The organism is Streptomyces sp., assembly GCF_031181555.1.
In the GTDB taxonomy this organism is placed as follows: Bacteria; Actinomycetota; Actinomycetes; order Streptomycetales; family Streptomycetaceae; genus Streptomyces; species Streptomyces fimbriatus.
In genome coordinates this window covers 1-10,876 of record NZ_JAPSKQ010000191.1, presented here as the reverse complement: position 1 = coordinate 10,876, position 10,876 = coordinate 1, and the positions used below count along the sequence as shown (strand labels likewise).

At 71.7% G+C, this 10,876-nt stretch carries 11 protein-coding genes; 5 read left to right on the top strand and 6 right to left on the bottom strand.

The window, feature by feature from the left end; translation table 11 throughout:
* Window positions 1–1,321: Fe-S cluster assembly protein SufB (gene sufB, locus RIM90_RS27420; protein WP_309063435.1), on the bottom strand; the 1,321-nt coding region annotated here is incomplete at its 3' end.
* Window positions 1,318–2,031 carry an ArsR family transcriptional regulator gene (locus RIM90_RS27415; RefSeq protein ID WP_309063434.1) on the bottom strand — a complete coding sequence of 238 codons (714 nt, stop codon included), beginning with the start codon at window positions 2,029–2,031 and terminating at the stop codon, window positions 1,318–1,320. The genes RIM90_RS27415 and sufB, both read right to left, overlap by 4 nt.
* Window positions 2,032–2,192: 161 nt before the next feature.
* On the opposite strand from RIM90_RS27415, the gene RIM90_RS27410 reads away from it, so the two are divergent.
* From RIM90_RS27410 to RIM90_RS27395, 4 genes are all read left to right on the top strand, one after another.
* Window positions 2,193–3,005 (top strand): AAC(3) family N-acetyltransferase, encoded by an 813-nt coding sequence (locus RIM90_RS27410; protein WP_309063433.1) that lies wholly within the window; start codon window positions 2,193–2,195, stop codon window positions 3,003–3,005.
* Between the two features lie 31 nt (window positions 3,006–3,036).
* Window positions 3,037–3,960 carry an ABC transporter ATP-binding protein gene (locus RIM90_RS27405; protein ID WP_309063432.1) on the top strand — a complete coding sequence of 308 codons (924 nt, stop codon included), beginning with the start codon at window positions 3,037–3,039 and terminating at the stop codon, window positions 3,958–3,960.
* Between the two features lie 50 nt (window positions 3,961–4,010).
* On the top strand, window positions 4,011–4,727 hold the full coding sequence (locus RIM90_RS27400; protein WP_309063436.1) for an ABC transporter permease: 717 nt from the start codon (window positions 4,011–4,013) through the stop codon (window positions 4,725–4,727).
* Between the two features lie 68 nt (window positions 4,728–4,795).
* Window positions 4,796–5,827, top strand: a complete 1,032-nt coding sequence (locus RIM90_RS27395; protein ID WP_309063431.1) for a COX15/CtaA family protein — start codon at window positions 4,796–4,798, stop codon at window positions 5,825–5,827.
* Here RIM90_RS27395 and RIM90_RS27390 read toward each other — a convergent pair.
* The 4 genes from RIM90_RS27390 to RIM90_RS27375 form a co-directional block, all read right to left on the bottom strand.
* On the bottom strand, window positions 5,782–6,528 hold the full coding sequence (locus RIM90_RS27390; protein ID WP_309063430.1) for a nucleotidyltransferase domain-containing protein: 747 nt from the start codon (window positions 6,526–6,528) through the stop codon (window positions 5,782–5,784). The genes RIM90_RS27395 and RIM90_RS27390 overlap by 46 nt on opposite strands.
* An 18-nt stretch (window positions 6,529–6,546) precedes the next feature.
* Window positions 6,547–7,653, bottom strand: a complete 1,107-nt coding sequence (locus RIM90_RS27385; RefSeq protein WP_309063429.1) for an amidohydrolase family protein — start codon at window positions 7,651–7,653, stop codon at window positions 6,547–6,549.
* Between the two features lie 79 nt (window positions 7,654–7,732).
* Window positions 7,733–8,065: a hypothetical protein gene (locus RIM90_RS27380; RefSeq protein ID WP_309063428.1), complete on the bottom strand. Its 333-nt coding sequence runs from the start codon at window positions 8,063–8,065 to the stop codon at window positions 7,733–7,735.
* Window positions 8,066–8,158: 93 nt separating this feature from the next.
* The gene (locus RIM90_RS27375) at window positions 8,159–9,145 is read right to left on the bottom strand and encodes a heme o synthase (protein WP_309063427.1); all 987 of its coding nucleotides are present in this window, start codon (window positions 9,143–9,145) and stop codon (window positions 8,159–8,161) included.
* Between the two features lie 338 nt (window positions 9,146–9,483).
* Between RIM90_RS27375 and RIM90_RS27370 the strand changes: the two genes are divergently transcribed.
* The coding region (locus RIM90_RS27370; protein ID WP_309063426.1) for a transketolase at window positions 9,484–10,876 on the top strand (1,393 nt) is incomplete at its 3' end.

Below are 10,876 nucleotides of genomic sequence, written 5' to 3'. Positions count from 1 at the left end.
CGATCATCGCCATCGCCTCGTCCTCGGACAGGCCGCGGCTCATCAGGTAGAAGAGCTGGTCCTCGGAGACCTTGGAGACGGTCGCCTCGTGGCCCATGGACACGTCGTCCTCGCGGACGTCCACGTAGGGGTAGGTGTCCGAGCGGGAGATGGTGTCCACGAGCAGCGCGTCGCACAGCACGTTGGACTTGGAGCCCGGGGCGCCCTCGCCGATCTCGATCAGACCGCGGTAGGAGGTGCGGCCGCCGCCGCGCGCCACCGACTTGGAGACGATGTTGGACGAGGTGTTCGGGGCCATGTGGACCATCTTGGCGCCCGCGTCCTGGTGCTGGCCCTCGCCGGCGAAGGCGATGGACAGCGTCTCGCCCTTGGCGTGCTCGCCCATCAGGTAGACGGCCGGGTACTTCATCGTCACCTTGGAGCCGATGTTGCCGTCGACCCACTCCATGGTCGCGCCCTCGTAGGCCACGGCGCGCTTGGTGACCAGGTTGTAGACGTTGTTCGACCAGTTCTGGATGGTCGTGTAGCGGCAGCGGGCGTTCTTCTTGACGATGATCTCGACGACCGCGGAGTGCAGCGAGTCCGACTTGTAGATCGGCGCGGTGCAGCCCTCGACGTAGTGCACGTAGGCACCCTCGTCGACGATGATCAGGGTCCGCTCGAACTGGCCCATGTTCTCGGTGTTGATCCGGAAGTAGGCCTGGAGCGGGATCTCGACGTGCACGCCCTTCGGCACGTAGATGAAGGAGCCGCCGGACCACACGGCGGTGTTCAGCGCGGCGAACTTGTTGTCACCGGCCGGGATGACCGTGCCGAAGTACTCCTTGAAGAGCTCGGGGTGCTCCTTCAGGGCCGTGTCCGTGTCCAGGAAGATGACGCCCTGCTCCTCCAGGTCCTCGCGGATCTGGTGGTAGACGACCTCGGACTCGTACTGGGCCGCGACACCGGCGACGAGGCGCTTCTTCTCGGCCTCGGGGATGCCCAGCTTGTCGTACGTGTTCTTGATGTCCTCGGGCAGGTCCTCCCAGGACTCCGCCTGCTTCTCCGTGGAGCGCACGAAGTACTTGATGTTGTCGAAGTCGATGCCGGAGAGGTCGGAGCCCCAGTTCGGCATGGGCTTCTTCTCGAACAGGCGCAGGCCCTTGAGGCGGAGCTTGGTCATCCACTCCGGCTCGTCCTTCTTCGCGGAGATGTCCCGGACGACGTCCTCGCCCAGGCCGCGGCGCGCCGACGCACCGGCGTCGTCACGGTCGGCCCAGCCGTATTCGTACTTGCCCAGGCCCTCGAGCTCGGGGTGGGCAGTCTCCGTGGGGAGAGTCATGCGGGGTTCCTCCCGGACGTGCTTGCGGATGCGTGGTGGGAAATCTTGGGGATGAACGTCGTGCAGACGCCGTCGCCGTGCGCGATGGTCGCCAGTCGCTGCACATGCGTACCGAGAAGCTCGGCGAAAAATTCCGTCTCGGCCTCGCACAGCTGCGGGAACTGTTCGGCGGCGTGGGCGACCGGGCAGTGGTGCTGGCAGAGCTGCTCGCCGACCGGTGCGCTGCGCGCCGTTGCAGCGTACCCGTCCGCGCTCAGGGCCTTGGCCAGTGCTTCCGTCCGCTCCTCGGGGGGCACGGCCTCGACCGCCTTCCGGTACGCCTCCGCCTGGGCGGCGATCCGGGCCCGGGCGAACGCGGCGATCGCCTCGCTGCCGCCCTCCCGCTCACCGATCCACCGCAGGGCGTCCACGGCGAGCTTGTCGTACGACTGGTCGAAGGCGTCCCGCCCGCAGTCGGTGAGGGCGAACACCTTGGCCGGGCGCCCGCGCGTGCGCGCGCCGTAGACCCGGCGTTCCCGCGCCTCCACGACGTTGTCCGCGGCCAGCGCGTCCAGGTGCCGGCGGACGGCCGCCTGCGTGAGCCCGAGCCGCTCGGCCAGCTCGGCGACGGTCGACGGGCCGTGGTCCAGGATGGAGCGGGCGACCCGGTTGCGGGTGGACCGCTCTCCGGTCGCCAGTTCCTCGTGGGGAGCCTCGCCAACGTTTTTCACAACGCCATTGTTGCGTAATTCCTCCGAACCCGGCAAGCCGCGTCCGGACGCCCCGAAGGTGCGCTGCATCACTTAGGTAGACCTAATCTGACCTGCAGAAACGATCTTTGATCGATCAATTCGGTGGCATCCGGCGACGGCTTACGGAAGACTCCCGGACCATGTCCACCCCCTCCCCGACCGGCCCTCTCGTCACCCGGGACACCCTCGCCGCGCAGCTGCGCGAGCTCGGGGTGCGGCCGGGCGAGACCCTCCTCGTGCACTCCTCGCTCAGCTCCCTGGGCTGGGTGAACGGCGGCCCGGTCGCGGTCGTCCAGGGTCTGCTCGACGCGCTGGGTCCGGACGGCACGCTGGTGGTTCCGGCCCAGTCCGGCGGCCTCTCCGACCCGGCGCTGTGGCAGGCCCCGCCCGTGCCCGAGGAGTGGTGGGAGACCATCCGGGCCACCATGCCCGCGTACGACCCGCTGATCACCCCCACGCGCGGGGTCGGGGTGGTCCCGGAGACCGTGCGGACCTGGCCGGGCGCCCTGCGCAGCGCGCACCCCCAGACGTCGTTCGCGGCCGTGGGACCCCGCGCGGCGGAGATCGTCGCGGGGCACGCGCCCGACTGCCGGCTGGGTGAGCGCAGCCCGCTGGCGAAGCTGGAGCGTACCGGCGCGCGGGTGCTGCTGCTCGGAGCCGGATACGACAGCTGCACCTGCTTCCACCTCGCCGAGTACCGCGTCCCGTCCCCGCTCGTCGAGGTCGGACGGCCCGGCCCGGACGGCTGGGAGACGGTGACCGAGGTGTCGATCACCTCCGAGCGCTTCGACGAGCTGGGGCACGACTTCGAGCGGGACCGCCCCGTGGTGCGCGGCCGGGTCGGTGCGGCCGGGGCGCGGCTGTTCCCGCTGGCGGACGCGGTGGCGTACGCCCAGCGGTGGCTGGAGCTGCACCGGCCCCGTACGGAGGAGTTCCAGCACCCCGCGGTCTGAGGGCACGCACGGCTCCCTAGACTCGTGACCCATGCGAAGTGAGCCCGTGGTCCAGGTCCAGGCCCTGGTGAAGCGGTACGGAACGAAGACCGCGGTGGACGGCCTCGACCTGGTGGCCCGGCAGGGCGTGACCGCCGTGCTCGGTCCCAACGGAGCGGGCAAGACGACCACGGTCGAGACCTGCGAGGGGTACCGGCGGCCGGACTCCGGCACGGTGCGCGTCCTGGGCCTCGACCCGGTGAGGGACTCGGCGGCGCTGCGGCCCCGCGTCGGCGTGATGCTCCAGTCCGGCGGCGTCTACTCGGGCGCGCGGGCGGACGAGATGCTCCGGCACGTGGCGAGGCTGCACGCGCATCCGCTGGACGTGGACGCGCTGATCGAACGGCTCGGGCTCGGCTCCTGCGGCCGTACGACGTACCGGCGGCTCTCCGGCGGCCAGCAGCAGCGGCTCGCGCTGGCGATGGCCGTGGTGGGGCGCCCCGAGCTGGTGTTCCTGGACGAGCCGACGGCCGGTCTGGACCCGCAGGCCCGCCGCGCCACCTGGGACCTCGTCCGGGACCTGCGCGCCGACGGCGTCTCCGTCATCCTCACCACCCACTCCATGGACGAGGCCGAACAGCTCGCCGACGACGTCGCGATCATCGACGCCGGCCGGGTCGTCGCCCAGGGCTCCCCCGAGGAGCTGTGCCGGGGCGGCGCCGAGAACACGCTCCGCTTCACGGGCCGCCCCGGCCTGGACGTGGCCTCGCTGCTCAAGGCCCTGCCCGCCGACTCCTCGGCCGACGAGCCGGCGCCGGGCTCGTACCGGATCGTCGGCAAGGTGGACCCGCAGCTGCTCGCCACGGTCACCTCCTGGTGCGCCCAGCACGGGGTGATGCCGGACCGGATCTCGGTGGAGCGGCACACCCTCGAAGACGTGTTCCTGGAACTGACCGGCAAGGAGCTGCGCTCGTGACGGCCACCGGCACCCACACCCCGAAGCCGGGGGCCGCCCCCCTGCCCCGCATGATCGCCGCGCAGGCCGCCCTCGAGACCAGGATGCTGCTGCGCAACGGCGAGCAGCTGCTGCTGACGGTGATCATCCCCACGCTGCTGCTGGTGCTGTTCGGCACCGTGGACATCGTGGACACCGGCGAGGGGAAGGCGGTGGACTTCCTCGCCCCGGGCATCCTCGCGCTCGCCGTGATGTCGACGGCGTTCACCGGGCAGGCCATCGCGACCGGCTTCGAGCGCCGCTACGGGGTGCTGAAGCGGCTGGCCTCGTCCCCGCTGCCGCGCTGGGGCCTGATGACCGCGAAGACGCTGTCCGTGCTGGTCATCGAGGTCCTCCAGGTCGTCCTGGTCACGGTGATCGCCCTCGTGCTGGGCTGGTCGCCGCAGGGCAGCCCGTTCGCGGTGCTCCTGCTGCTGGTGCTGGGCACGGCCGCCTTCTCCGGGCTCGGCCTGCTGATGGCGGGCACCCTGAAGGCCGAGGCGACGCTGGCCGCCGCCAACCTGGTGTTCCTGCTGCTGCTCGTCGGCGGCGGAGTGGTCGTGCCGCTGGACAAGTTCCCGGACGCGGCACAGGCGGTGCTGGGCCTGCTGCCGATCTCCGCGCTGTCGGAGGGACTGCGGGACGTGCTCCGGCACGGGGCCGGGATGCCGTGGGGCGACCTCGGGATCCTCGCCGTCTGGGCGGTCGCGGGCCTCGCGGCCGCCGGGAGGTTCTTCCGCTGGGAATGAGCCCGGGTGAGCCGGGGAGCGCGGCGGGGGTGGACCCTCGTGAAAGCGTGCACAAGCGGCGCCCTACGATGGGACGCGTGCCAAACGTGACCCGCGCCGACGCCCAGGCGGCCGTGCGCAACCCGCTCGCCTTCATCGCCGCACGCTGGACCCCGGACCCCCGGACGGTCCGGCGGGCGGCCCTCGCCGCGCTCGTCATGTCGGTGGTCATCGTCGTCACCGGCGGTGCCGTACGGCTGACCGGTTCGGGCCTGGGCTGCCCGACCTGGCCCAAGTGCACCGAGGACTCGCTCACCACGACCAGCGAGATGGGCCTGCACGGCGTCATCGAGTTCGGCAACCGCCTGCTGACCTATGTGCTGTGCGCCGCCGTCGGCTGGGCGATCATCGCCGCGCGCTCCGAGAAGCCGTACCGGCGCAGCCTCACCCGGCTGGGCTGGACGCAGTTCTGGATCGTCATGGGCAACGCGGTCCTGGGCGGCATCGTGGTGCTCGTCGGCCTGAACCCGTACACGGTCGCGGCGCACTTCCTGCTCTCCTCGGCGCTGATCGCGGTCGCCACGGTGATGTGGCAGCGCACCCGCGAGGGCGACGCGGAGCCGCGTCCGCTGGCCGGCAAGGCCGTGCAGCAGCTGGTGTGGTGCCTGGTGGCCGCCTCGGTGCTGCTGATCGCGGTCGGCACGGTGGTGACCGGCGCGGGCCCGCACGCGGGCGACTCCAGCGAGGTCGAGCGGATGCCGCTCGACTGGGAGACGGTCAGCAAGGTGCACGCCGTGCTGGCGTGGATCGTGGTGACGCTGACGTTCGCCCTGTGGTTCGTCCTCAAGGCCGTCGACGCCCCCAAGGGTCCGCTGGACCGCACCCGCGAGCTCTTCCTGATCCTGCTCGCGCAGGGGGCGATCGGTTACGTGCAGTACTTCACGGACCTGCCCGAGGTCCTGGTCGGCCTGCACATGTTCGGCTCCTGCGTGATGTGGATCTGGGTGCTCCGGGTCCTGCTGTCCCTGCGCGAGCGTCCGGAGGCACCGGTGCCCGGCCCGGCGGCGCCCGCGGCTCAGCCGTCCCGCGCGACCAGCGCGTCGATCGCCGGCCCCAGGTAGTCCCGGGTCAGCCGGGCCCGGCGCACCGTCCACTCCCCGGCGGGCGGAGCGGGGCCGTCACTCCTGCCGTAGCGCCGTCTCCTGATGTCCGCGACGACCTCGGCGGGCGCGCCGAGGCCGGGCAGCACCTCCAGGGCCTCCCGCTTGGAGATCAGCCGGCCCTCGCGCAGGGTGACGGTGGCGCGGGCGAAGGTCAGCAGTCCCAGGTCGACCCATACGTCCTGCTGCCAGTGGGCGGCCCCGTCCACCGCCCGCCGCCAGAAGTCGCGCTGGTCGCGCACCACGAACGCGGCGAGTTCGCCGTCCGGCACCGGCGGCAGCACGTCCGCGGGGGGCGCCCCGTGCAGGACGCGTCCGAAGGTGTGCAGCTCGGCCCGGGTGACCGGGGTGACCGGCCGCCGGAGGAGCCGCTCGTGCGCCCAGGTGAGGTGGCGCCGCTCGGCGTCCGCCGCCGTGTCCGGCGTCAGATAGGTGCAGTGCAGCCGGTCGGCGAGCGGCTCGGCCCGCAGCCGGGCGTGCAGCAGCGCCACCCGCCACACCGTCCGGGCCGTGATCGGGTGGTCCAGGACCGCGATCAGGTCCAGATCGCTGCGGCCCTCCTGGTAGTCGCCGCCGGCCAGGGAGCCGTGCGCCCAGACGGCGACGGGGGTGAGCGGCGCGAGGCCGGTGAGGAAGCGGTCGAGCAGGGCGTCGGTCGGCATCCGCCCAGTCTTCCCGCCTCACTCCAGTCCGTACACCCTGCCCGCGTTCCCCGAGGCGATCATTCCGCCCACCCGTCGGGCGTCCGCCGGTGCCCACGCGCCCTCCGCCACCCAGGTGCCGAGCACCCGGCCGAGCGCCTCGCGGAACAGCCGTGCGCCGACGACGTGCAGCTCGGGCAGGCCCCGGGCGCCGGTGGAGAAGAGGATCTTGCCGAAGGGGGCGAGTTCCAGGATCTCCGCGAGGACGGTCGCCGCACGCGCGCCGGTGCGCACCAGGGCGGCGCCGGAGTCGGCGTAGACGTGCGGGAAGGCGCCGGCGAGGTGGGCGGCGTGGCGGTGGTACGGGTAGCCGTGCAGCAGCACGAGGTCGGTGCCGAGGCCGGCGGTGGCCCGGACGAAGTCGGTCAGCAGCGCGGGGTCGGTGCGGTCGGCGCGGGCGCCCGGTGCGCCGAGCCCCGCGTGCAGTTGCAGGGGGCGGCCCGAGGCGACCGCGATCCACAGCAGGTGGCGCAGCAGCACCGGGTCGCTCAGCTCGTCCCCGACCCGGCGTGCGGCCAGCCAGCGCCCGGCCGCGCCGCGCACCTCCCCCGGTCCGGGCGGCTCGGGGGCGAGGGCCGGCCCGTGCCGCAGGCCGGCGACGGAGGTGAAGGCGACGGCGTGCGCGGCGGCACCGTGCACGGACTCGGCGAGGTTGGCGAGGAAGGACTCGACGGTGCCGGAGGTGTCGGCGACCTGTTCGGCCAGTTGCTCCAGGCGGACGATCTCGCGGGCCTCGGCGCCGGCGGCCGTGGCCAGCTCGGCGGGACCGGTGAGGTCGCCAGGCAGCCCGGTGTCGACCAGGTAGGTGGTGATGCCGCTGCCGCGCAGCAGCCGGCGCCCCGCCTCGATCGCGCCCAGTTCACGGCGCCGGGCGAGATACCGCGCGGGCGGGCAGTGCGGCTCCAGGCCCAGCAGGGGCGGGCACCAGCGGCGTACGGCGAACCCGGTCTGGGTGTCGAAGAGGGTGGTGCCCGGGGCGGGCGGGCCCTCGGTGCGGGCCAGCTGGGCCTCGAAGGTGCCGAGGCCCAGCTCCGTGCGCAGTACGCCGTGGCAGTACTGGTCCACGAGGGACGGCGTGTCGATCATCCGGGACTCCCCGTGTGGACGCTGTGCTGCCTACAGGTCCTAACGGGTGAAACGGCGCAGAGGTGTTGCGGTCGGCCGGTCAGCCGTTGGACGGGCCGCCCACCTGGATGCCCGCCATGCGGCTCCACTCGTACGGGCCGGTCCTGACCTTGGCCGCGAACTCGCCGTCGAAGTCCTCGTGGACGGTGATCCCCGCCTTCTCGACCGCCTTCTCGGCGATCGCGTAGGAGGGCGCGACCAGGTCGCCCCAGTCGCCGTCCTCGCCGACGAGCACGATCCGGGCACCGCGCTGACCGAGGTACGCGATCTGTCCCTCGGCGCCGCCGTGCGCCTTGGCGAAGCTGCTGATCTGCTGGGCGAGCCGGGCCGCCTTCTGCTCGGCCTTCGGGTCCGCCTGCTGCGTGTCTGCCATGACCAGGATGCTACCGACGGGTAGACCGAACGGCGACGGGCGGGGTCCGTGGCCTTGACCACTCACCCCGCCCGTCGGACGTCCCGGTTGCGGCTACCGCAGGAACGGGTCCACCGCGACCGCCACGAAGAGCAGCGACACATAGGTGATGGACCAGTGGAACAGGCGCATCTCCTTGAGCTTGGCGCCGGTCACCTCGGCCTTCGCCCGGTTCTGCAGCGCGTGCGCCTCCCACAGCCACCAGCCGCCCGCGGCCAGCGCGACCAGCAGGTAGAACCAGCCGGTGTAGCCCAACGGGGTGAGCAGCAGGGACACCGCGACCATGACCCAGCTGTAGATCACGATCTGCTTGGCGACCGCCTTGTTGCCGGCGATGACCGGCAGCATCGGCACGCCCACGCGCGCGTAGTCGTCCTTCACCTTCATCGACAGCGGCCAGTAGTGCGGCGGCGTCCAGAAGAAGATGACCATGAAGAGGATGACCGGAGCCCACGCCAGCGAGTTCGTCACCGCCGTCCAGCCGATCAGCACCGGCATGCAGCCCGCGATGCCGCCCCACACGATGTTCTGCGACGTACGCCGCTTGAGGATCATCGTGTAGACGACGACGTAGAAGAGGAGCGCGCCGAGGGCGAGCCAGGCCGACAGCCAGTTGACGGTGAGGCCGAACAGCAGCGTCGAGACGACCGCCAGGGTGATGCCGAAGGCCAGGCACTCGCGCGGGCTGACCATGCCGGTCACCAGCGGGCGCTGGGAGGTGCGGTCCATCAGGGCGTCGATGTCGCGGTCGATGTACATGTTGAGCGCGTTGGCGCCGCCCGCGGACAGGTAGCCGCCGACGCAGGTCAGCAGCACCAGCCTCAGGTCGGGCACACCCTGCTGCGCCAGGAACATCACCGGGACGGTGGTGATGAGCAGCAGCTCGATGATCCGCGGCTTGGTGAGAGCCACGAACGCCATGACACGCGCCCCGAACGGCCGATGGGCCGGGCTCTGGCTCGTCCCGAGCTCCCCCACTGCCCTAAAGGCGTGGGCGGTACCCCCACCCGCTGGACGGGATTCAACGGCCGTCACGCACACCCCTACAGAGATTCCAGCAAGCCCCCGCATGGGAAACGGCGGTAAGGGCTCGCGCGTACCACGCCACTGTAGACGTTGCCCAGACCCGGACATTCGCGGGGGTCGGGTCGTGTTGAGCGGCACCCTCCGAGGTGCGTGTCCGAGCTCGATTGAGCACCCGGATGAGCGGCCCCGTATTCATCTGCCGAATACGCGGACGACCCCGTCAGGAGGCGGATCCGCGGGAGTGCCCACAGTCTGGAATGACTCGAAAAAACGCACGTCCCACGGGGGTAGGCTCGACCCCGCCGGTGGGCAGTCGCCGGCATCCGACATGTGGAGAGGAGCCCTGACTCAGGGTGAGCACCAAGCCGACCACCACAGACCTCGAGTGGACCGAGTTGGACCAGCGGGCCGTCGACACCGCCCGCGTCCTGGCCGCCGATGCCGTACAGAAGGTCGGTAACGGCCATCCGGGTACGGCGATGAGCCTGGCGCCTGCCGCCTACACCCTCTTCCAGAAGGTGATGCGGCACGACCCCGCGGACCCCGACTGGGTCGGGCGCGACCGCTTCGTGCTGTCCGCCGGTCACTCGTCCCTGACCCTCTACACCCAGCTGTACCTGGCCGGCTTCGGCCTGGAGCTGGACGACCTGAAGTCCTTCCGCACGTGGGGCTCGAAGACGCCGGGCCACCCGGAGTACGGGCACACCAAGGGCGTGGAGACGACGACCGGCCCGCTGGGGCAGGGCGTCGCCAACGCCGTCGGCATGGCGATGGCCGCCCGCTACGAGCGCGGCCTGTTCGACCCGGAGGCCGCCCCCGGCGAGTCCCCGTTCGACCACTTCGTCTACTGCATCGCCGGTGACGGCTGCCTGCAGGAGGGCATCTCCGCCGAGGCGTCCTCGCTGGCCGGCCACCAGAAGCTCGGCAACCTGGTCCTGCTGTGGGACGACAACCACATCTCGATCGAGGGCGACACCGAGACGGCCGTCTCCGAGGACGTCGTCAAGCGGTACGAGGCCTACGGCTGGCACGTGCAGCGGGTGGCCCCGAAGCCGGACGGCGACCTGGACCCGAACGCGATCTACGACGCGATCCAGGAGGCCAGGAAGGTCACCGACCGGCCGTCGTTCATCGCGATGCGCTCGATCATCGCCTGGCCGGCCCCGAACGCGCAGAACACCGAGGCCGCCCACGGCTCGGCGCTGGGCGACGAGGAGGTGGCGGCCACCAAGCGCGTCCTGGGCTTCGACCCGGAGCGGACCTTCGAGGTGACCGACGAGGTCATCGGCCACACCCGCAAGGCGCTGGAGCGGGGGAAGCAGGCCCGGGCCGAGTGGGAGAAGTCGTTCCAGGAGTGGCGGAGCAACAACCCGGAGCGCGCGGCCGAGTACGACCGCGTCGCCGCCGGTGAGCTGCCCAAGGGCTGGGAGGACAAGATCCCGGTCTTCGAGCCGGGCAAGGGCGTCGCCACCCGCGCCGCCTCCGGCAAGGTGCTCCAGGCGCTGGGCGCGGTGATCCCGGAGCTGTGGGGCGGCTCGGCCGACCTGGCCGGCTCCAACAACACGACGATCGACAAGACGTCGTCGTTCCTCCCGGCGGACAACCCGCTGCCCGAGGCCGACCCGTACGGCCGCACGATCCACTTCGGCATCCGCGAGCACGCCATGGCCGCGGAGATGAACGGCATCGCGCTGCACGGCAACACCCGGATCTACGGCGGCACCTTCCTGGTGTTCTCCGACTACA

Bases quoted from the DNA above. Each gene is read 5' to 3' on its own strand.
- RIM90_RS27395 (WP_309063431.1), top strand. From the start codon at position 4,796: ATGGGACGCGTGCCAAACGTGACCCGCGCCGACGCCCAGGCGGCCGTG.
- RIM90_RS27400 (WP_309063436.1), top strand. From the start codon at position 4,011: ATGATCGCCGCGCAGGCCGCCCTCGAGACCAGGATGCTGCTGCGCAAC.
- RIM90_RS27385 (WP_309063429.1), bottom strand. From the start codon at position 7,653: ATGATCGACACGCCGTCCCTCGTGGACCAGTACTGCCACGGCGTACTG.
- RIM90_RS27405 (WP_309063432.1), top strand. From the start codon at position 3,037: ATGCGAAGTGAGCCCGTGGTCCAGGTCCAGGCCCTGGTGAAGCGGTAC.
- RIM90_RS27410 (WP_309063433.1), top strand. From the start codon at position 2,193: ATGTCCACCCCCTCCCCGACCGGCCCTCTCGTCACCCGGGACACCCTC.
- RIM90_RS27390 (WP_309063430.1), bottom strand. From the start codon at position 6,528: ATGCCGACCGACGCCCTGCTCGACCGCTTCCTCACCGGCCTCGCGCCG.
- RIM90_RS27380 (WP_309063428.1), bottom strand. From the start codon at position 8,065: ATGGCAGACACGCAGCAGGCGGACCCGAAGGCCGAGCAGAAGGCGGCC.